Annotated in this window: 18 protein-coding genes and 1 riboswitch; of the genes, 14 read left to right on the top strand and 4 right to left on the bottom strand. The window is 67.2% G+C overall.

Annotated features, from left to right (window positions below):
* Positions 1-36 precede the first annotated feature (36 nt).
* Positions 37-1,122, bottom strand: coding sequence for a glycine cleavage system aminomethyltransferase GcvT (gene gcvT, locus ACFYRH_RS35620; protein WP_387784394.1), 1,086 nt, complete (start codon positions 1,120-1,122; stop codon positions 37-39).
* A 152-nt stretch (positions 1,123-1,274) separates the two neighbouring features.
* A riboswitch (glycine riboswitch) is annotated at positions 1,275-1,372 on the bottom strand.
* A gap of 398 nt (positions 1,373-1,770) precedes the next feature.
* On the opposite strand from gcvT, the gene ACFYRH_RS35615 reads away from it, so the two are divergent.
* Positions 1,771-3,846: a carbohydrate-binding protein gene (locus tag ACFYRH_RS35615; RefSeq protein WP_387784393.1), complete on the top strand. Its 2,076-nt coding sequence runs from the start codon at positions 1,771-1,773 to the stop codon at positions 3,844-3,846.
* Between the two features lie 249 nt (positions 3,847-4,095).
* Here the strand turns inward: ACFYRH_RS35615 and ACFYRH_RS35610 are convergent, their stop codons facing one another.
* A complete protein-coding gene (locus tag ACFYRH_RS35610) occupies positions 4,096-4,458 on the bottom strand; it encodes a MerR family transcriptional regulator (RefSeq protein WP_387784391.1) in 363 nt (120 codons plus the stop codon).
* A gap of 209 nt (positions 4,459-4,667) precedes the next feature.
* Between ACFYRH_RS35610 and ACFYRH_RS35605 the strand changes: the two genes are divergently transcribed.
* The 3 genes from ACFYRH_RS35605 (at position 4,668) to ACFYRH_RS35595 (ending at position 6,576) form a co-directional block, all read left to right on the top strand.
* The gene (locus ACFYRH_RS35605) at positions 4,668-5,585 is read left to right on the top strand and encodes an NmrA/HSCARG family protein (protein ID WP_387784389.1); all 918 of its coding nucleotides are present in this window, start codon (positions 4,668-4,670) and stop codon (positions 5,583-5,585) included.
* Between the two features lie 322 nt (positions 5,586-5,907).
* Positions 5,908-6,243 carry a hypothetical protein gene (locus tag ACFYRH_RS35600; RefSeq protein ID WP_387784387.1) on the top strand — a complete coding sequence of 112 codons (336 nt, stop codon included), beginning with the start codon at positions 5,908-5,910 and terminating at the stop codon, positions 6,241-6,243.
* Between the two features lie 9 nt (positions 6,244-6,252).
* Positions 6,253-6,576: a class I SAM-dependent methyltransferase gene (locus tag ACFYRH_RS35595; RefSeq protein WP_387784386.1), complete on the top strand. Its 324-nt coding sequence runs from the start codon at positions 6,253-6,255 to the stop codon at positions 6,574-6,576.
* A 293-nt stretch (positions 6,577-6,869) separates the two neighbouring features.
* Here the strand turns inward: ACFYRH_RS35595 and ACFYRH_RS35590 are convergent, their stop codons facing one another.
* On the bottom strand, positions 6,870-7,070 hold the full coding sequence (locus ACFYRH_RS35590) for a hypothetical protein (protein WP_387784384.1): 201 nt from the start codon (positions 7,068-7,070) through the stop codon (positions 6,870-6,872).
* A gap of 109 nt (positions 7,071-7,179) precedes the next feature.
* On the opposite strand from ACFYRH_RS35590, the gene ACFYRH_RS35585 reads away from it, so the two are divergent.
* Genes ACFYRH_RS35585 through ACFYRH_RS35565 form a run of 5 tightly spaced genes read left to right on the top strand, consistent with a single transcriptional unit; the run spans position 7,180 to position 12,628 of the window.
* Positions 7,180-8,649: a sulfatase-like hydrolase/transferase gene (locus tag ACFYRH_RS35585; RefSeq protein ID WP_387784382.1), complete on the top strand. Its 1,470-nt coding sequence runs from the start codon at positions 7,180-7,182 to the stop codon at positions 8,647-8,649.
* Positions 8,646-9,908: an extracellular solute-binding protein gene (locus ACFYRH_RS35580; protein WP_387784381.1), complete on the top strand. Its 1,263-nt coding sequence runs from the start codon at positions 8,646-8,648 to the stop codon at positions 9,906-9,908. The genes ACFYRH_RS35585 and ACFYRH_RS35580 overlap by 4 nt, the downstream gene beginning before the upstream one ends.
* A complete protein-coding gene (locus ACFYRH_RS35575) occupies positions 9,905-10,801 on the top strand; it encodes a carbohydrate ABC transporter permease (protein WP_387784380.1) in 897 nt (298 codons plus the stop codon). The genes ACFYRH_RS35580 and ACFYRH_RS35575 overlap by 4 nt, the downstream gene beginning before the upstream one ends.
* Positions 10,798-11,616, top strand: coding sequence for a carbohydrate ABC transporter permease (locus ACFYRH_RS35570; RefSeq protein ID WP_387784379.1), 819 nt, complete (start codon positions 10,798-10,800; stop codon positions 11,614-11,616). Before ACFYRH_RS35575 ends, ACFYRH_RS35570 begins: the two co-directional genes overlap by 4 nt.
* A 13-nt stretch (positions 11,617-11,629) precedes the next feature.
* Positions 11,630-12,628 (top strand): LacI family DNA-binding transcriptional regulator, encoded by a 999-nt coding sequence (locus ACFYRH_RS35565; protein ID WP_387784378.1) that lies wholly within the window; start codon positions 11,630-11,632, stop codon positions 12,626-12,628.
* 167 nt (positions 12,629-12,795) lie between these two features.
* Here ACFYRH_RS35565 and ACFYRH_RS35560 read toward each other — a convergent pair whose 3' ends face one another.
* Entirely contained in the window at positions 12,796-13,431 is a 636-nt protein-coding gene (locus tag ACFYRH_RS35560; RefSeq protein WP_387784376.1) for a hypothetical protein, read from the bottom strand.
* A gap of 100 nt (positions 13,432-13,531) precedes the next feature.
* On the opposite strand from ACFYRH_RS35560, the gene ACFYRH_RS35555 reads away from it, so the two are divergent.
* The 5 genes from ACFYRH_RS35555 to ACFYRH_RS35535 all read left to right on the top strand — a co-directional run bounded on the left by ACFYRH_RS35555 (position 13,532) and on the right by ACFYRH_RS35535 (position 20,673).
* Positions 13,532-16,069, top strand: coding sequence for an ATP-binding protein (locus tag ACFYRH_RS35555; RefSeq protein ID WP_387784375.1), 2,538 nt, complete (start codon positions 13,532-13,534; stop codon positions 16,067-16,069).
* Between the two features lie 163 nt (positions 16,070-16,232).
* Positions 16,233-17,060, top strand: a complete 828-nt coding sequence (locus ACFYRH_RS35550; RefSeq protein ID WP_387784373.1) for an ML domain-containing protein — start codon at positions 16,233-16,235, stop codon at positions 17,058-17,060.
* Positions 17,061-17,224: 164 nt separating this feature from the next.
* On the top strand, positions 17,225-18,847 hold the full coding sequence (locus ACFYRH_RS35545; protein ID WP_387784371.1) for a sugar ABC transporter substrate-binding protein: 1,623 nt from the start codon (positions 17,225-17,227) through the stop codon (positions 18,845-18,847).
* Between the two features lie 3 nt (positions 18,848-18,850).
* Positions 18,851-19,801 (top strand): ABC transporter permease, encoded by a 951-nt coding sequence (locus ACFYRH_RS35540; protein ID WP_387784369.1) that lies wholly within the window; start codon positions 18,851-18,853, stop codon positions 19,799-19,801.
* Positions 19,798-20,673: a carbohydrate ABC transporter permease gene (locus tag ACFYRH_RS35535; RefSeq protein ID WP_387784368.1), complete on the top strand. Its 876-nt coding sequence runs from the start codon at positions 19,798-19,800 to the stop codon at positions 20,671-20,673. Before ACFYRH_RS35540 ends, ACFYRH_RS35535 begins: the two co-directional genes overlap by 4 nt.
* The last annotated feature ends 12 nt before the right edge of the window (positions 20,674-20,685 follow it).

Here is a 20,685-nt window from a genome sequence, read left to right as displayed (position 1 = left end):
TCCTGGGGTCAGCGGCGGTGGATCAGCGGCGGTGGATCAGCGGCGGTAGAACGGCAGGGTGATGACCTCGACCGGCTCGTGCCGGCCGCGAATGTCGACGAGCAGCGGGGTTCCGGGCTCCTCCAGGCCGGGACGGACGTAGGCCATCGCGATCGGGCGGCGCAGGGTCGGCGACGGTGCGCCGCTGGTCACCGTGCCGACGGGCTCACCGGTCGGATCGAGTACGGCGTACCCGGCTCGGGGTGAGCGGCGGGAGTCGGACACCAGGCCGACCAGGATCCGTGCCGGGCCGTCGTCCCGGCGCCGTGCGAGTGCGTCCCGGCCGACGAAACCGTTTTCCTTGCCGAAGGCGACGATCCGGCCGAGTCCGGCCTCGAAGGGCGTGATCTCGGTGCTGAGCTCATGGCCGTAGAGCGGCATTCCGGCTTCGAGCCGGAGCGTGTCCCGGCAGGCCAGCCCGGTCGGTCGCGGCCCATCGGGTACGGCGCTGATGGTCGTCCAGACCCGCTGCGCGTCAGCCGGGCGGCAGTAGATCTCGAAGCCGTCCTCGCCGGTGTACCCGGTGCGCGCCAGCAAGACGTTGCACCCGGCAACCGTGCCCGCAGTGATGGCGTAGTACCGCAGTTGCTGGACGGGGATTTCCGTGAGCTTTCCGACAACGCTTTCCGAGTCCGGACCCTGGATCGCGAGCAGCGACCAGTCGTCCGACGTGTTCCGCAATTGGCAGTCGTACGACGTGGTGCGTTCCTGGAGGGCGGCGTGGACGGCCGGAACGTTTCCGGCGTTCGCGACGACCAGGAAGTGCTCGTCGGCGAGGCGGTACACAACGAGGTCGTCCACGATGCCGCCGGTCTCGGTGCACAGCATCGAGTACCGAGCCCGGCCGACGGCGATCTTGGAGGGATGCCCGACGAGCGCGTAGTCGAGCGCGTGGCCGGCTTGTGGACCCGTCAGCTCGAGCTCGCCCATATGGCTGAGGTCGAAGAGGCCGGACGTGGTGCGGACGGCATGGTGCTCGGCGACGTCGGAGGTGTAGCGGACCGGCATGGACCAGCCCGCGAAGTCGGTGAAACTGGCGCCGAGCTCTTGATGCACGGCGTACAGCGGCGTGTGTCGGGACACGATGAGGAGGCTCCCTGGCTTCCGGCGCCACGCAGTGGCACCACCGGTTGGGTGACCTCCCCGCTCTGTCATCGGTACCTGAGAGCTTCGCCGCGGATTGCGGTTTGCACCGTGGGTGCAGGACACGACGGCCCTGACTTTCCAGAGTTGCCTCATCCGGAGCGGTGACTGGGCCTGAGAGTTTCTGGGGAGAGTTGCTCCTCCGGCGCCCCTGCCTTGGTCGGGCAAGGAACTCTTCCGCCCCGGTTCGAACGGCACGATGTGCAGTTGTGCGACCGACCGTATGCCGGACCGCCACTCGAGGTCAAACGATCGCGGAACGCGTTCCACCGGCTGTTCCGGAACGTGCCGGAAACTGCCTGTCGCCGGTTCCGGAACAAGTTCCGGAACCGGCGAGGGGATGTGGAAGCGGGTTCGGCGTGCTTAGAGTCGGCCTGCTTGTAAGGGCTTTCCAGCGAGGTTGGAGGGTTTGTGAGGCGGACTCATGGGTTGGCGGTTGTGGTCGGGGTCGTGGCCGCTGCGCTCGCGGCGAGTGGAGTGCCCGCGGTCGCACAGCGCGGTGCAGTGCAGCGCGATACGGCTCGAGACGACGGGCCGGGTGCGGTGGTGAGGGGGACGTACTCGCGCAAGGCCGGCTCGGGTGGGGCGGTGCAGGGTTGGAGGGCGTTGCCCACGGCGTACGTGGGGAACGACGACGGTGGCGCGGTGGATGCGACGGTGGTCGTGGATCCGAGCACGCTGCGGCAGAAGTATGCCGGGATCGGCTTCTCGCTGGACGAGACGAGTGTCTCCAATCTGTGGAAGTTGACGCCGGCTGAGCGGGAGCGGGCGATCAGGTTGCTGGTGGATCCGCGGAATGGCGCGGGCTTCGACCGGTTCCGGTTGACGATCGGGAGCCCGGACCTGATCGAGCACCTGCCGTTCTGGTCGTACGACGAGCTGCCGGCCGGGGTGAGCGAGGACCGGAACCTGAAGTACTTCTCGATCAAGCGGGACGTCGACGCGCACATCGTCGACACGGTGAAGCTGATCCAGAAGTACAACCCTCGGGCGACGTTCTTCGCGTCGGCGTGGAGCGCCCCGGCCTGGATGAAGACGAACAACCGGTTCACCGGCGAGGTGGCGTTGAAGCCCGGCAGTACGTCGTCGTACTACCAGGTCGGAAAGCTGCGAGACGACTGCATCGACGTGTTCGCGCAGTACTACGTGAAGTACCTGCAGGCGTACGCGAAACACGGGATCACCGTCGACGCGCTGACGCTGTTGAACGAACCCGGGATCGACGTCGTGTACCCGGCGATGGACATCAGCGTGGAACAGCAGCAGAAACTCGCGGTCGCGATCAAGCGCGAGGTACGGCGAGCCGGTCTGCGCACCGATCTCTACGTGCACGACTTCAACTTCTGGGACTGGCGCGATCCGAACAGCACGGAAACCAAGAACTACTACCGGATCTTCAACGATCCAAAAACGCGTCAGGCCACGGATGCCATCGCTTTCCATCCGTACTGGGGCGATCCGACGGTGATGCGGGACGCGTACGAACGGTATGGAAAACCTGTGCACATGACGGAAACCAGCGACCTGTCGCCGGAAACTGTTCTGGACTATTTCCGGCTCGACGCGTCGTCGTACGTGCTGTGGGCGCAGACGACCGACCAGGACGGCGGCACGCTGCACTGGACGCCCGCGCGAGACAACAACGTCGACTGGGACGAGGTCGGGCGGACGACCAAGTGGCCCGATCGACTCGTGAAGGTCGACACGACGACGAAGACGTTCAGTGTGCGGGACGAACTGTACTCACTGGGGCAGTTCGCGAAGTACCTCACGCCGGAGGACACTCGCGTCGAGTCGAGCGCGACAGCGAACGGGATCAGCAACGTGGTCTACAAGGATCCGCAGGGCAATTTCGTTGCGATCGTTGGAAACGCCAACAATGTTCCGAGCAAGGTTCGCGTCACGCTGGCGAGGAAGTCGTTCACCGTGACTGTGCCGGCCAACGCGTACGCGACGTACCGCTGGCATGGCGACGTTCCGTCCGGACACGGAAACCACGCGCCGGAACTTGCGGAAATTCCGGATGTCGCCGCGGATCAGTACAAGACGACGCAGATCCAGTTGCACGCGTCGGATCGGGACAGGGATCGGCTTGCCTACTACGCGGTTGATCTGCCGGCAGGTGTCGCCCTCGACGCGCGGACCGGCCTGGTCACGATCCATCCGACTGTCGCGGGCGAGCAGCAGTTGAAGTTCCGAGTGACGGACGGGGTGGCGCATGACGAGGTTTCCGTGCAGGTGAACGTTCAGTCGCGTGGGGCGCCGGTCGGGGAGAAGGTCGAGGCGGAGTCGTACGTCGCTCAGCACGGGTGGACCGACGGCGGGTCCAACTTCATCGAGAGCAATCCGGCGGCGAGTGGGGGGAAGAACGTGGGGTGGACGGCGGCGGGCAACTGGTTGCAGTACCGCGTCGACGTCACGCAGGCCGGGATCTATGACCTCGAGCTGCGCGTAGCCAACGGCACGGGCGCGTCGGCACCGGACGCGATCTCGATCCGCGATGCGAGCGGTGGCGTGCTCAGCAAGACCACGGTCCCCGACACTGGCGGCTGGGGTGCCTACCGGTCGATCTCCACCCAACTCACCCTGCCCGCGGGCGATCAGTTGATCACCGTCTACTGCGAGACCGGCGGCTTCAACCTCGACTACCTCCGCCTCACCTGACCACCCCGCCGAGTCGTGGCAGCCGGTTCCTGCCCTCACCGCGAGTCGTGGATCGAGGTCGCAGATCCAGCGATCCACCAATCAAGATCCACGACTCGGCGGCCGGAGGGACGTGGTGCGCGCGGGTGGGTATGGGGAGCGAAGGCGCGGTGGGGTTGGGCACATGTCTAGTCCTCCTCCAGGGTCTTGAGCTTGCGGCCGGTGGCTTCGAGGGACGGTCCGGGCCGTGCGAGTGTGGCCGCCCCTGCTTCAGGATGGACATCCTGTTCCGTCATGATTCCGCGCCTCGGTTATGCAGTCGTGCAGCCGGTTGCGCACGTCCCGCAGGTCCGTCATCTGCCGGTCGAGGCGGTCGCGTTCGGCCACGAGCAGCTCCAGCAGTTCCGGTGACGCCTCACCGGAGTCGGCGAACGGCAGGACCTCGCGGATGGTTCTGCTGGGCAAGCCCACGGAGTAGAGCTGTTGGATAAGCCTGACCCGTTCGACGGCACCGGCCGGATACTGGCGCTGGCCACCCGGATTCCGGGTGGAGTGCAGCAAGTCCTGCTGCTCGTAGTAGCGCAGCGCCCTGACGCTGACGCCCGCCTTCGCGGCGACCTCTCCGATCCGCATCCGGCCTCCTGACCCGACTCCACGTCTCGCTTGCACCTGACGTTGGCGTCAGGTTTTAGCGTAGCGGATACAGCGCGCGAGCCACCCCGTACGAAACTCTGGAGCAGGCCTGTGACCAGCACGTCTCCGACTCACTCCTCAGGATCCCAGGAATCAGCAATGTTTATCAGGAACACGTCCGTGATCGCCGAAAGCGCAGCGTGGACGGCATGACCAACATCAACAAAACCGTCGTCATCCTGGGCGCCACGGGGCAGCAGGGGGGATCGGTCGCCGCTGCGCTGCGGGCCGACGGCTGGGTGGTGCGCGCGGTCGTGCGCGATCCGTCCGGCCACCGGGCCCGGTCCCTCTCCGCCTCCGGCGTCGAAACCGTCCGCGGCGACCTTGGGGATCCGGAGTCGCTCCGCGCGGCCTTCGCTGACGCCCACGGTGTCTTCAGTGTCCAGCCGAACTCCGGCCAGGCCGGCGGCGGCGTGACCAACGAGGACGAGGTCCGCTTCGGCACGGCGGTGGCCGACATCGCCGAGCGCTGCGGCGTCGCCCACCTTGTCTACAGCTCGGCGCTCACCGCGGGCTCGACAACGGGCGTCGACCATCTCGACACCAAGAGCCGCATCGAGGCCCATGTCCGGAAGCTGGACATCGCCAGCACCATCATTCGGCCAGCCACGTTCATGGAGCTCCTGGTGACCCCCGAAATCGGCCTCGACCGGGGACACCTGTCCTTCCTGATGCGCCCCGACCAGGCCATGCAGTTCATCGCGGTACGCGACATTGGCCGCATCGTCGCCGCTGTCTTTAGCTCACCCGAAAGCTACGCCGGCCGCACCATGGAGATCGCCGGTGACGCTCTCACCGGCAACGCCCTGGCCGGGCATCTGACCCAGGCCGCCGGTCGACCGATCAGCTACAGCCGCCTGTCGACGACCCTGCCCGCGCAGGACGAGGTCCTCAGCAAGTTGGAAGCACTCGTAGACGACGGCAGGCTGGTGGGAAACGCGAACATCGACGCCTTGCGCACGGAGTTCCCGTTCCTGCTGTGCTTCGACCGCTGGCTGGCGGGCCCTGGTGCGGGCCCCCTCGATGAGGCGCTCCGTTCCACGGACACGGGAATCGCTCCGCGCTGAACGAGGCCCTTCCAGGCAGGGGGCAACATCAGTACAGCGGTTGGTGCCGAGAACAATCATGGTCCGATCGGCGCGAGCGTGCTGACGCGATTCTCGTACTCGCGGCCGGCCTGGCGCTGGGCCGGGGCCGCCGGGACGGACGCCCTGGGTGCCGTCGAGCGGCTGGCAGCGGGCGAGGAGCCCGCGGTGCACGGCGGGCTCCTCGCTGACGCGAAGGGTGTAGCCCTGGCCGCGTTCCCGATACCGCTAATTTCCGTTCCGATACTCCCCGGGGGGCCAACTTCGCTGAGCTGGCGGCGGCCGTGGAAGAGGCCGCCTGTCGGTGCAGATGTGGAACCTGCGCGACCGTGTGCAGGCGGGACGGCTCGACGGTGGTCCGATCGGGATGATTCAGCACAACCTGGATCAGGCGGGGCTGGCTGCCACGTCCCTGACACGGCAGCAGTACGACTGGACCATGGTCTTCACCAGGAGTTCGGTGATCGGCCAGGTCATCCTCGCCGCCGCCGGCGGGCAGGAGCACTCCGCCGAATCTCTGCGCACGGCGTTCGAGAAGCTTGTCACCTCCGACACGACGATGCAGTCGAGCGAACGTGAGGAACTCGAGGCGTTGCGGGCCACCGTCGATCAGGTCAAAGCGCTGGTGTCGGCTGTCTGACCAGGCAGGTTGACGCGCGGTGACCTGCATGTACTGCCCGACCTGACCGACAAGGACGTGATCGATCTCGGCTGCGGTACGGCGTACATCGGCGCCTGGGTGAAGCGCGCAGGCGGCCGTCCGGTCGGCATCGACAACTCCGCCGAGCAACTAGCGACGGCGGAATCGCTCCAGCAGAAGTTCGACTGCGCGTTCCCGCTCATCCACGGAAACAGCGCGGCGAGTTCGTGTTCGGTGGGGACGATGCCGAGCAAAGAGCAGTCGATTGCGCTGCCCTCTCCGTGGTCGTCAGCGCCGGTGAAGGACTCGTCCGTGTGGCCGATGCTGGGTTGACGCTTCCAGCCGTAGGCTCCGGGGCCGGCGACTGCCGCGTACGCGATGCGGTCGGACTTCCCGTAGCCAGGGCCGCGGCGGACGGTGACGTCGTGGTTCTGGCGCAGGCGTCCATGGCCTCGGCCGCTGAGGGGCTGCAGCTCCCGATCCCGGTCCTCACGAGCCCCGAGTGCGGCGTCCGCCGCCTCGCGGAAGAACTGGCGCGCTGAGCGGAGGAGCCGACGCGCTGAGCGGAAACGCCACCGCGATGGTGGGAGCCGCCGGTTGAGTGCCTGCCCCGGCCTGGTGCCTGGTCAGCGGGGGCGTTGGTTGCGGGTGACCAGGCGCTCGAGGGCGCCGTAGGCGGCCAGCCCCAGGGCCATGACGGCCAGTAGGAACAGGATGACCGCGACGGTGATGTTGGTGGGTCGCGCCACCAGGCCGGCGATGGCCAGGATTGCGCCGGTGAGGGCGGAGATCAGCGCGGTGCGTCGGCTCATCGGCTCGTATCTCACGGGTGGATCCTAGTGGGCTGCCCGGTCACCTCTTGACGCGAGCGGCGGCCTGCGGCATGGTTTACAGCGCTGTATTACAGCGCTGTAAACCCGAGTAGAGAGTAGGTCGATGCGTCCCGACATCGTCATCGTGATGACCGATCAGCAGCGTGTGGGGCTGACCCGGCGGAGTGGGTATCCGGTGGACACCATGCCGTTCGTCGACGCGCTCGCGGAACGCGGAACGGATTTCCGGAACGCGTACACCGCCGCGCCGGCCTGCGTTCCGGCGCGGACGAGTCTGCTCACCGGACGGTTTCCGAGCGCCCACCAGGTCCGGCAGAACAGCAACGCGCAGTACGCCAGATTCCAGCAGGACCTCCTGGACGTACTGCGGGACGCGGACTACCAGCTGCACTTCGCCGGAAAACCGCACATGCATCGCGGTGAAGCGGACTTCGACACGTACGCCGGTCCCTACTTCCACACCAAGGGCCCCGAGTACAGCGCGGACGAGAAAGCGTTTGACGACTGGCTCGAGCGGCTCGATCACGGTGTTTCCGACGAGCCGACGCCGTACGACGTGACCTGCCAACTCCCGTACCGGATCACCTCTGACGCGCTCAAGGCGGTCGACGAGGCAGACCCGGATCGGCCAGGTCTGTTCTGGGTCTCGTATCCCGAGCCGCACAACCCCTACCAGGTCCCGCAGCCGTACTTCGATCTCGTCGCACCCGAGGACGTTCCGGAACGGACCGCCGGCCCCGAGGCGGCCGAGCAGAAAGGCGGAACGTACGCCTGGCTGCGGAAACTCCAGGAAGAGAAACGACCCGGGTACGACGACAACTGGCGCCGCTACACCGCCAACTATCTTGGGATGTTGCGGCTCCTCGACGATCAGATCCGCCGCCTGCACGACGGTCTCGCGCAGCGGCAAAGACCGCGACTGACGATCGTGCTGGCCGACCACGGTGACTACGTCGGCGAGTACGGTCTGCAACGCAAGGGCGCCGGCCTGTCCGAGTTCCTGATGCGGATCCCGTTCGTCCTCGCCGGCGACGGCGTGGCCGTGCAGCAGCGCGACGAGCCGGTCTCGATCGTCGACGTACTCCCGACCGTCTGCGAGGCCGTCGGCCGCCCCATCCCCGACGGTGTCCAAGGCCGAAGCCTGCTCCCGCTCGCCCAGGGCGAACCAGCCCCCGAGGAGGAGTTCGCCGGCGTCATCGCCGAGCAGGGTTTCGGCGGACGCGCGTACGACGTGACCGCGCGGCCACCGCTGCACTTCACGTACGAGGGGCGGACCTTCGACGAACTCAACACCGTCACCCAGTCGGGCGGAGCGCGGATGCTGCGCAGCGGCCGCTGGAAGCTCATCGTGCACGCCGACCTGCCCGGCGAGCTCTACGACCTGGAGAACGACCCGGTCGAGCTCGACAACCTCTTCGACGACGAGCGTCACCTGGCCGTCCGCGCCCGGCTGCTGCACCAGCTCACCCGCTGGCAGGCCCGGCTCACCGACGACCTCCCGACCGGCAACTACGTCCCGCTCCGCCTGGCCCACAACTGGCGCTGGACGGCCACCCAAGGAGAACCCCGATGAACCCCACCTTCAGCCGCCGGACCCTGCTCGGGCTCGGCGCCGCCACCGCCGCCGCGACGATGATCCCGGGCTGCTCCGGAAAGTCCGGTCCGATGCGGGTTTCCTGGTACGGCCCCGACCCGGTGACCAAGGCACTCAACACCGCGCTCGCGGCGTGGAAGTCGAACGGCGGCGCGGAGTACACCTCGGAGAGCGCGCCGTTCGACGACTACTGGGACAAGCTCGCCACGCAGACGTCCGGAAACAACGCGCCCGACGTACTGCGGATGTCGATGAGCTACTTCAGCGACTATGCCGGTCGCAGTGCGCTGAAGGACCTCGGCTCGCTCGGGATCGACACGTCCGGTCTCGACAAGGACGTCGCGGACAGCGGTGTCGTCGACGGCAAGAACTACGGTATCGGCCAGAGCTCGATCAGCTACTCGATGTACGTCGACGAGGGCGCGATCAAGAAAGCCGGCGGAACGGTTCCGGCGCAGGGATGGACCTGGGACGCGTTCGCCGAGTTCGCCCGCGACTACACCGGCTCGGTGCAGGGCTCGTACGCGTCCCCCGACCAAGCCGGGAACTTCCAGCTGTTCGAGGTGTACGCACGTCAGCACGGAACGGAAATGTTTTCCGATGATGGCGGAAAACTGCTGACCACCAAGGACACCGTGCAGGAATGGTTCCAGTACTGGGCCGACCTGCGGAACGCGAAGGCCGCGCCGCCGCAGAACGTCAGCGCCGAGAGCACCGCGATCGAGAAGTCGCTGATCGCCAAGGGCAAGGCGCCGCTGCAGTTCGGCTGGGTCCAGCAGGTCACCTTCTACCAGCCGCTGGTGAAGAGCCCCCTGGCCGTGCTCCCGGTTCCGCAGGGTACGGCGGGTGACCTCAAGGGCCAGTTCATCAAGGGTCTCGACCTGTGGTGCGTCTCGTCCGCGAGCAAGCACCCCGAGGACGCGGCCAAGCTGATCGGTTTCCTGCTGAACGACGAGAAGGCGATCAAGGCGATCGGCATCCTGCTCGGCGTACCGCCGTCGAAGAAGGCGCGGGACCTGGTGTCCGCGGATGCCGGCTCGGCCGGGGCCCGGGCGATCAAGTACGTCGAAGACCTCGCGGGCAAGGTCGGTCCGTCGCCGAAGCCGTGGCCCAAGGGGTACGGCGAGCTGCTCACCGGGTTCGGCCGGATCGCCGAGAACATCGGTTTCGGCAAGGCCACGCCCGCGGCCGGCGCGCAGCAGTTCGTCGACCTGGCCGGAAAGACCCTCGGGCAGTGATCGCGAATCTCCGCCGCAGTGTCCCCGCGTACCTGTTCCTGCTGCCGTGGCTGATCGGGATCATTGGCCTGACCATCGGTCCGATGCTGCTGTCGCTGTACTACTCGTTCACCGACTATGCCCTACTCAACACCCCTGAGTGGAAAGGCCTGCAGAACTACACCGCGCTCTTCCAGGATCCGCGGTACCTGCAGTCGCTGAAGGTCACGTTCATCTACGTCGGCGTCTCGGTCCCGCTGGAGATGGCGTTCGCGCTCGCGGTCGCCGTACTCCTCAACCGAGGGCTCAAAGGACTCGCTGTCTACCGGGCGTTGTACTACGTGCCGAGCCTGCTCGGAGGCAGTGTCGCGATCGCCCTGCTCTGGCAGCAGATCTTCGGCAGTGACGGCCTGCTCAACCAGGTCCTCGGCCTCTTCGGCATCCAGGGCCACGGCTGGATCTCCGAGCCCGGTACGGCGTTGTGGACGCTGATCGTGCTCCGGGTCTGGCAGTTCGGCGCCCCGATGGTGATTTTCCTGGCCGGCCTGCGGCAGATTCCGGACGAAGTACTCGAGGCCGCCGAGGTGGACGGTGCGGGCCGATGGCAACGGTTCTGGCGGGTGACGCTGCCGCTGCTGTCTCCGGTGGTGTTCTTCAACCTGGTGCTGCAGATCATCGGCGCCTTCCAGGCGTTCACCCCGGCGTTCGTGATCAGCGGTGGCAAGGGCGGTCCGTCCGACTCGACGCTGTTCTACACCCTGTACCTCTACCAGCAGGCGTTCGGAAACTTCCGGATGGGATACGCCGCCGCGATGGCCTGGGTGCTGCTGCTGATCATCGCGGTCTTCACCGGACTGAACTTCGTCCTCGGCCGCACCTGGGTGTTCTACGGAGACGAAGGAGTACGCCGATGAAACGCGTCCTGGCCCACGTCGGACTGAGCCTGGGTGCACTGGTGATGCTCTACCCACTGCTCTGGATGATCACCGCCTCGCTGCGCCCGAACACCGAGATCTTCTCCCACCCCGGACTGATTCCGGAACGCCCGACGCTCGGAAACTACGCGCTCGGCTGGTCCTCCACCGGGACGAACTTCGGCGTCTACATCATGAACTCGCTGATCATCTGCGCGGCCGTGGTGATCGGCAACGTGCTGACCTGCTCGCTGACCGCGTACGCGTTCGCGCGGATGCGGTTCGTCGGACGGAAAACGTTGTTCGGGCTGATGCTCGCGACACTGATGCTGCCGGGGCACGTCACGCTGATCGCGCAGTACTCGATCTTCCGGAATCTGCACTGGATCGACACGTTCTGGCCGATGATCGTTCCGAGCTTCCTCGCGACCGACGCGTTCTTCGTGTTCCTGATGGTGCAGTTCATCCGGTCGATCCCGGTCGAGCTGGACGACGCGGCCCGGATCGACGGCTGCGGGCACTGGGGCATCTACCGGCGGATCATCCTGCCGCTGCTGTCGCCGGCGCTGGTGACGACCGCGATCTTCTCGTTCATCTGGACCTGGAACAACTTCTTCAGCCAGCTGATCTACCTGTCGACCAGGACGAAGCTGACCGTTCCGGTCGCGCTGCGCGGGTTCCTGGACGCGACCGGCAGTTCGGAGTGGGGCGCGCTGTTCGCGATGAGCGTGGTCACGCTGGTCCCGGTGGTCGTGGTGTTCGTGATCTTCCAGCGCCGGATCCTGGCCGGAATGGCCCACACCGGCCTCAAATGAGATCCTTCCACCCATGAGGCCTCGCTTGACCGATGTCGCCGAGGCGGCCGGGGTGTCGATGAAGACGGTGTCGAACGTCGTCAACGGGGCCGAGCACGTCCGCGAGGAGACTCGGCAGCGGGTGCTGGCCGCGATCGACAAGCTCGGCTACCGGCCGAACATCGCGGCCCGCAATCTGGCCCAGGGCCGCAGCGGTGTGATCGCGCTCGCCGTACCCCAGCTCGACCGGCCGTACTTCGCCTCGCTCGCGGCCCGGATGCTCGACGAGGCCGAGGCGTTCGGGTGGATCGTGCAATTCCACCAGACCGGCGGCCGCCGGGAGACCGAGCTGGCGCTGCTCACCGAGCGGCATCCGGCGCGGCTGGACGGGATCGTGATGAGCCCGCTCGGGCTCACCGCCGAGGACGTCGCGGGTCGCGATCCGGGGCTGCCGCTGGTGATGCTCGGTGAGAAGGCCGCGGCGCAGTTCGACGCCGACCACGTCGGAATCGACAACCGTGAGGCCGGACGGGTCGCGACCGAGCACCTGCTGGAGCTCGGTCGCCGCCAGGTGATGGCGCTGGCGCCCGGTCCCGGCATGGAGGACGAGCGGATCAACGGGTACCGCGACGCGATCGCCCGCGCCGGGCTACCGGTCGACGAGGACATCGTGCTGCCGACCGGTGGGCTCCGCGGCCAGGACGCGGAGCGGACGCTCGGCGAGTGGCTGGATTCGGGCAACCCGGCACCGGACGCGATCTTCGCGGCCACCGACTGGCTGGCGATGGGCGCGATCCGGGCCCTGGTACTGCGTGGTCTGCGCGTACCGCAGGATGTCGCGGTGGTCGGATTCGACGACATCCCGTACGACCTCGCCACGCTGCCGACCCTCACCACGGTCGCGCCGGACCGGGTCGCGATCGCCCGGCTGGCCTTGCAGGCCCTCCGCGACCAGCGGCCGGGCGCGGAGCCGGTCCGCCTCCAGGCGCCGTTCAATCTCGTCGTCCGCGAGAGCACCACCGGAATCAGCTAGCCGGAAACAGGCCGCCCGGAAAGCAGCTGGCCCGGAAAGCAGCTGGCCCGGAAAACAGCTGGCCCGGAAAACAGTGATGCCGGCGGCTCGCGCCACCGGCATCACGCGGATCGGGATGATCCTTGCGCACCGCAACCAATGCCCCCCGGCAGAAGGAAAACGGTGTCTCAGCCCGCCAGGGCGAGCGAGACCGTCGCGTTGTTGATCACCGCGCCGAGCACCTTGCTCTGCGCCGGCGATCCGGCCACCGAGATCTCGATCTCGGCGTTGCTGCCGCCCTGCTGGCCGATGTACCGGGTCGCGACCCAGCGGGTGGTGCTGCCGCTCTTGTAGGTGTAGACAACGGTGCTCACCTGCAGCCGGCCCTGGTTCCGGGTCGACTTCATCGCGACGGTCGACGTCCCGACGATGTGCAGACCGCGGGTGCCCTTGAGCGCGGCGATCTTCCGGTTGAGTGCTGTGACGGTGCTGATCTTGTAGTTGTACAGGACGTCGAACCGGATCATCCGGTTGTTCGCCCGGTCGTCGAAGCGCGTCTGCCACTGCGCGAGCTGGACCTCGCGCCAGGTCTTCGGCAGGACGGCGCTGGCATGCGCACCCTCGCTGTACCGGTCGAAGTACCGCAACGAGTACGTCACCGCGGTGCTGTTGCTGGCAGCAACTGTCTTCACCTGCGCCGTGGACGCGTTGCTCGGCAACGCGCCGCCCAGCAGCAGTGCCGCCGCGCCGGCCAGCGCCGCGACTCCGGAAACCGCCCCAGCCACAATCCCGAACCGCTTCATTTCCGCGAACCCCCTGGTCATCGGCGGCCTCCTTGGCCGCGCACCGCATCTGACTCCCGGTCGCCGGCAAAAGTTGCCGCCAACTCTCGACGTTTTTTCGCCCGCCATCGAGACTGGCGGCATGGGTGGGGGAACGGTGGCGATGTTGTTCTCGGACATCGAAGGATCGACGATGCTGCTGCGCCGGCTCGGTGACCTGTACCTGGACGCGCTCGAGGGACACCGGCGGATCTTGCGCGCGGCCTGGACGGCGTACGGCGGTACCGAGATGGGCACCGAAGGCGACAGTTTCTTCGTTGTTTTCCGGGCCGCCGGTGACGCGGTGCGGGCCGCGGTCGAGGGGCAGCGCCGACTGGCGGACCACCGCTGGCCGGGTGGCGAGCAGTTGCGCGTCCGGATCGGGATCCACACCGGTACGCCGGGTGTCTACGCCGGCGACTACTGGGGCATGGACGTCCACCTCGCGGCGCGGATCGGAGCCGCTGCGCACGGTGGCCAGATCATCATGTCGGCGGTCACCAGCCGTCTCGCGGAGTTGCCGGACGGTGTCACGGTGCGAGACCTCGGAACGCATCACCTGAAGGACATTCCGGAACCGGAGCATCTTTTCCAGGTCGTGATCGAGGGCTTGCCGTCCGACTTCCCGCCGCCCCGGACCCTCGGTACGGCGACCAGCCTGCCGGCCCCGTCGACGCCGTTACTCGGCCGCGGGCCGGACCTCGACCGGATCACCGGCCTGCTCACCCAGCCCGATGTCCGGCTGGTCACGCTGACCGGTCCGGGAGGTTCCGGAAAGACCCGGCTGGCGATCGGCGCCGCGTCCGCGCTGACGGAAAAGTTTCCGAACGGTGTGTACTTCGTGCCGCTCGCCACCGCGACGTCGGAAAACGTTCTGTGGACGACGATCGCCGAGGTGCTCGACATTCCGCCGCGAGAACGCGGCCGGGTTGTCGCTTACCTGGCCCAGCGCAGTCTGCTGCTCGTCCTGGACAACCTCGAACAGTTGCCCGCCGCCGGCAAGGTCGCCGCCGAGATCCTGGCGGGCGCCGCGCACGTGAAGGTGGTCGCGACTTCCCGCCGCGCTCTCGGGCTGCTCGGTGAGCACCAGCACCCGGTGGCGCCGCTCCCGGTCACCGACGCGGACTCGGCCGCGGTGCAACTGTTCGTTCAGCGCGCCCAGGCCGTCCAGCCCGCTTTCACGTTGACCGCCGCCAACACTGCCGACGTGGTCGCGATCTGCCGCCGGCTCGACGGACTGCCGCTTGCCATCGAACTCTGCGCGCCGCGCGTCCGGCTGCTCGGCGTCGCGGAACTCCTCGCGCGACTCGATCGGTCGCTGGACGTCGCGTCCGCCAGCGGCGCCACCCCGGAACGCCAGCGCACGCTCCGCGCGACCATCGACTGGTCGTACGAGCTGCTCAGCGCCGAGGACCGGCGCACTTTCCGCCGGCTCGCCGTCTTCTCCGGCGGTGCCGATCTGACCGCGGTCGAGAAAGTTGCCACGGGCACCGATCCGCTCGACGCGCTGGCCGAGTTGTCCGACGCCAACCTGCTCACACTGACCGAGGGACCGGAAGGCCCGCGGGTCCGGTTGCTGGAAACCACCCGGCAGTACGCCGCCGATGAGCTGCACGCCACGGACGAGGCGACGACGGCCTACGGCAGCCACGCGACGTACTACGCCGACCTGGCCGACCGGCTCGAGGAGATCAAGAAGTCGACGGCGGAGGCGCCACTCGCACAGGCCGAGGTCGATCTCGACAACTTCCGGGCCGCGCTGACCTGGGCGACCGCCAACGACGTACAGACGGGTCTGCGGCTCTGCTCGGCACTCGGCTGGGTCTGGATCGTCGGCGGATACCACGCCGAGAGCCGTCGATCCCACGAGGACGTCATCGCAGCCGCCGGTACGACGTCCTCGCCCGAGCTGGCTGCCTGTCTACGCGGGCTGTGCAATCTGCTGCTCATCCAAGGGGATACGGAGCAGGCGCTCGAGGTCGCGACCCGGAGCCTGGACATGGCCCGGCGACTCGAGGACCCGGCAGCTGTTGCCTTCGGGATGACCGTGCTCGGAACAGTGCAACGTCAGCAGGGCGACCTGGACGCGGCGCGGGCGACACTGGCCGCCGCGGTCGAGCAGCTTCGCGGGCTCGACGACCCGTGGCGGTTGAGCCGGGTGATCAGTCACCTCGCGGGTGTCGAGGAGGCGCTCGGCAATCTCGAGCACGCCGAAGTCCTGCTGCGCGAGTCGTTGACGATCATCGAGTCGCTCGGGGACGCGTACGAACTCGCCGTCCAGGGACAGAACCTGGCCTTCCTGCTGGCGTTGGCGAATCGCGTCGACGAGGCGAGCGCGATCGCCCGCGACCTGACGCCGACCGTGCTGGCGCTCGGGAGCCCGAGTCTCACGATGGCCTTCTCGAACACGGCGATGAACATCCTGCTCCGCCGTGGCGATCCGGCCGGTGCGGCAGAGTTGTTCGGCGCCGAGGAGGCAATGGGTGAACGCCTTGAGATTCCCAATCCCTACCGGGACGAAGAGCTCGCGGAAGCACTCGAACTCGTCGGCGACGCGCTGTCCCGCGACGACTGGGATCGGCACCGGCAGGTGGGCCGCACCGAACGCGTCGAGGATCTCCTGCAACAAATGGCACTTTGAAGTCCGCACTTTCGTGCAATAGCGAATGGTTGACCACCGTTGGTGACCGCTACATACTGCTGGCACCGCCATCGGCGGTTTGTGGGGGCAGTTTTGTCTGGGGTTCGTGGGGATATAGGGGGGCTGTATTTTGCATGCCTGGAAAGTACTTCGTGCTGCGCTGGTGACGGCTGTCGCCGGCGCGACTTTGGTAGCGGTGGGGACCAGCGCCGGAGCGGCTCCGCCGACCAGTTCGATCGAGGTCAACCCGACCTCGGTCAAGCGGGGAGACACGTTCACGATCAAGCAGACCGTGTACAACGACCGCGATTTCACGATCACCGGCGGAAAGGCCGGCCTGTACGTCAAGGACGGAAACCTGCCGGCGATGGTCGACCTGCTGTCCTGCCCGGAGGCGACCGCGTGTGACACGCTCGGCACCAGTGTGCGCGGCGGTGTCGGCGACGTAGCGCCGGGCGAGTCCAAGACGGTGACCTTCACCTTCCGGGTCAAGGACGACGCACCGCTCGGAACGTTCACGGTGCAGCACCAGTTCATCGGGGAGAACTACGCGTTCGAAATCTTCGACGGACCGACGCTGACGATCACAGACCCGCCACCACCGCCGCCCGCCGACATCGCGGTGGGTATGACCGCCGCGGTCCAGATGGTCGGGACGGCGCGGATCACGTACACGATCAGCGTGACGAACAACGGGCCGGCCACGGCGACCGGAGTACGGGTGGTCGGGACGTTCTCGCCGGCGACGTCGTACTACGCCTCGTCCTGTGCCCGGGTCGGCACCACCCGGTCGGTGAACTGTGACATCGCCTCGCTGGCCAGTGGGGCGAGCGTGACGCGGACGCTGACCGTCAGCACCGGGCTGTTCACGAGTGGCACGCTGACCGCGACGGCGCAGCGGACCGCGAGTTCGCCGAACGACCCGGCGGCGGCCAACGACAAGGCGACGAAGACGTGCACGGCCCGCACCGGGCTGATGGTGCGCTGCTGACGACACTCTGAAACACGCAGGACGGCCGGCGGCCGCGGGTTCTCGAGCCCGCGGCCGCCGGCTCTTTTGCGTCTCCCCTTGCATCCAGGGGTAGGTCAGGTTTACGGTCCGGGTTAACGTTTAAGTGAGTGTTAGTGAGCACTTCTTCGAAACTTGGAGCAACTATGATCAGTCGGCGACGGTTTCTGCAGGTAACCGGTGCGGCGATTGCCACCTCCACGCTGGCAGCCTGCGGTGACGGCGGTGCGTCCAGTGGCGGTGCGAAGGCGTCCGGCGAGCTCAAGCTCCCGACGTACAAGCCGTTCGAGGGCCTGCACCCGGACCTGCCGGGTGCCGAGTCCGGTCTGGAGCCGGGGTTCCTGAAGTTCCCGGCCGACGCGGTCGCGAGTGTCAAGGCGCCGCCGCTGAAGTCCGCGGTCACCGCGCTGACCGAGACCTTCGCGACGCCCCCGCCGCCGATGGGCAGCAACCCGATGTGGCAGGCGCTGAACCAGGCCCTCGGCGGCGAGCTGAAGCTGACCATCGGCACCGACCCGGGGTACCCCGAGAAGTTCGCCACGCTGCTGGCCAGCGACTCGCTGCCGGACCTGATGTGGCTGCCGCCGAACCAGGGCATCCCGAACATCGGCCCGATGCTCGAGGCCAAGTTCCAGGACCTGACGACCTACCTGTCCGGCGACGCGGTGCTGGAGTACCCGAACCTCGCCGCGCTGAAGCCGGCGTCCTGGCGGACCGCGGTGGTGAACGGGAAGATCTGGGGCGCCCCGATCCCGTCGACGCCGTTCGGCCAGGTGATGATGGGCAACCCGAAGACCTGGGCGAAGGTCGGCGGCCTGCAGTGCACCACCGCCGACGAGTTCTTCAGCAAGTGCAAGGAGCTCAGCAACGGGACGAACTACGCGCTCGAGCCGGCGATCATCAACATGCTGCACATGTTCGGCGAGTGGTTCGGCGCCCCGAACTCGTGGCGGGTGAACCAGGACCGTTCGCTCACCCACCTGTACGAGACCGACAACTACAAGGCGGCCGTCGAGTACGCCGCCAAGCTCTGGGCGGCCAAGGTCTTCTACCCCGACCTCAACCTGGCCGACGCCACCCCGAAGACCGTGAACGGCCAGATCGCCGCGCAGGTCACGGTCGGTCCGCGGGCGACCGCCGACTTCCGCAACCTGGACCCGACGCTGTTCGTCGACACGATGATCCCGTTCGGCCACGACGGCAAGGCGAAGCCGGTCTACGACATGGGCTACGGCACGGTCGGGTTCACGCCGTTCAAGAAGACCGACGAGGGCCGGATCCGCGAGCTGCTCGCGCTGATGGACTACCTGTCGGCGCCGTTCGGCACCAAGGAGTACCTGGTGAAGAACTTCGGCGTCGAGGGCCAGCAGTACCAGCTGGACGCGAACAAGAACCCGGTGCTGACCAAGGCCGGTAACCAGCAGGCGCCCGGTCTGGTCAGTGCGCTGCAGATCATGAACTCCCCGGAGAGCGTGATCTTCAACCCGGCGTACCCCGACGACACCCGGAAGATCTACGCGACCGAGCAGCAGCTGCTGAAGTTCGCGATGCGGAACCCGACCGCGGGCACGTACTCCGACACCAGCAGCAAGGTCGGTCCGAAGCTCACCGCGGCATTCCGGGACACGATCGTCGACATCGTCACCGGGCGGCAGCAGATGGACGCGTACGACGCGGCGCTGAAGCGCTGGAAGTCCGGCGGCGGTGACAAGATGCGCGACGAGTTCGCGGCCGTGCTGCCGTCGAGCGTTCCGGTCACCGGGTCCTGATCGATGCTGAAGAAGTCGTCGACCCCGCGGGTGAAAACCGGGCTGCCGTTCGCGGTGAAGTGGCGCCGGGACTGGCAGATGGTGCTGCTGATGATCCCCGGTGTGCTGTTCCTGCTGGTGTTCTTCTACCTGCCGGTGCTCGGAAACGTCGTCGCGTTCCAGGATTTCCAGCCGTTCCTCGGCATCATGCACAGCGAGTGGAACGGCCTGCAGAACTTCGTCAACCTCTACGACAACCCGGACTTCTGGGACGCGTTGCGGAACACGTTGCTGCTGGCCGTGGTCCAGCTCGTGTTGTTCTTCCCGGTGCCGATCGGGCTGGCGCTGATCGTCGACTCGCTGATCAGCAACCGGATCCGGCGCTGGTTCCAGACGATCGCGTACCTGCCGCACTTCCTGTCCTGGGTGCTGGTCGTGACGTTGTTCCAGCAGTCGCTGGGCGGCGCGGGGTTCGTCAACAACCTGCTCCGGCACGCCGGGCTGGACGCGATCCCGTTCATGACCAACCCGGGCACCTTCCCGCTGCTCGTCGTCGCGCAGCTGATCTGGAAGGACGCCGGCTGGGCGATGATCATCTTCCTCGCGGCGCTGACCACCGTGGACGTCTCGCTGTACGAGGCGGCCGCGGCGGACGGCGCCGGGCGCTGGCGGCGGATGTGGCACATCACGCTGCCGTCGCTGCGGACCGTCATCGTGCTGCTGCTGATCCTGCGGATCGGCGACATCCTGAGCGTCGGGTTCGAGCAGTTCATCCTGCAGCGCGACTCGGTCGGTCCGGGTGCGGCCGAAGTACTGGACACCTTCACGTACTACGCGGGTGTGGTCGGTGGCGACTGGAGCAGCGGGGCGGCGGCCGGGCTGGCGAAGGGCGTGGTCGGCGCGTTGCTGCTGTGGGGTGCGAACTCGCTCGCTCATCGGCTCGGTGAGCCGGGAATCTTCCAGAGGCGCTCATGAGACCTGTGTGGAAAGAGAATCCGTCGCCCGGCTACCAGGCGATCAAGGCGGTGATCCTGGGCGGTTTCGCGCTGGCGATCGTGATCCCGATCCTGGTGGTGATCTCCACGTCGCTGGCCAGCGACAAGGACATCATCGACGCCGGCGGGTACGTGCTGTGGCCGTCGCATCCGACGTTCAAGGCGTACCAGACGCTCTTCAGCGGCGGCCTGATGGGCCGTGCGATCCTGGTCAGCGTGTTCGTGACGCTCGTCGGTACGGCGATCGCGCTGGCGGTCACGATCTCGCTGGCCTACGCCACCTCGCGGCCGGTGCTGTTCGGCCGGCCGGTGCTGCTGATGGTGCTGTTCACCTTGTTGTTCGCGCCCGGGATCATCCCGATGTTCCTGGTGGTGAAGCAGCTCGGGCTGCTCGACAGCCTGTGGTCGCTGATCCTGCCGGGCGCCTTGGGCGCGTTCAACTTCGTCGTACTGCGGACGTTCTTCATGAATGTGCCGGGTGAACTGCTGGAAAGCGCGCGGATCGACGGCGCGAGCGATTTCACCATTCTCCGGCAGATCGTCATGCCGCTGTCGAAGGCGGTGATCGCGGTGGTCGGGCTGTTCTACGCGGTCGGGTTCTGGAATGCGTTCTTCAATGCGCTGCTGTACCTGAACGACACGTCGAAGTGGCCGGTCCAGGTGATCCTGCGGACCTACGTCCTGCAAGGCAAGTCGTTGTCCGCGGACCAGCTCGGTGTGCACCCGCCGCCGCAGCCGCAATCGCTGCAGATGGCGGTCGTGGTCGTCGCGCTGGTGCCGATCGCCATGGTGTACCCGTTCCTGCAAAGGCACTTCACCAAGGGCGTCATCACCGGAGCGGTCAAAGGTTAGGTCGTGGCCGAC

It is taken from the genome of Kribbella sp. NPDC004875, assembly GCF_042873375.1.
Lineage (GTDB): Bacteria > Actinomycetota > Actinomycetes > Propionibacteriales > Kribbellaceae > Kribbella.
Note: the sequence above shows the minus strand (reverse complement) of the source record. Positions and strands in the feature narration are given on the sequence as shown.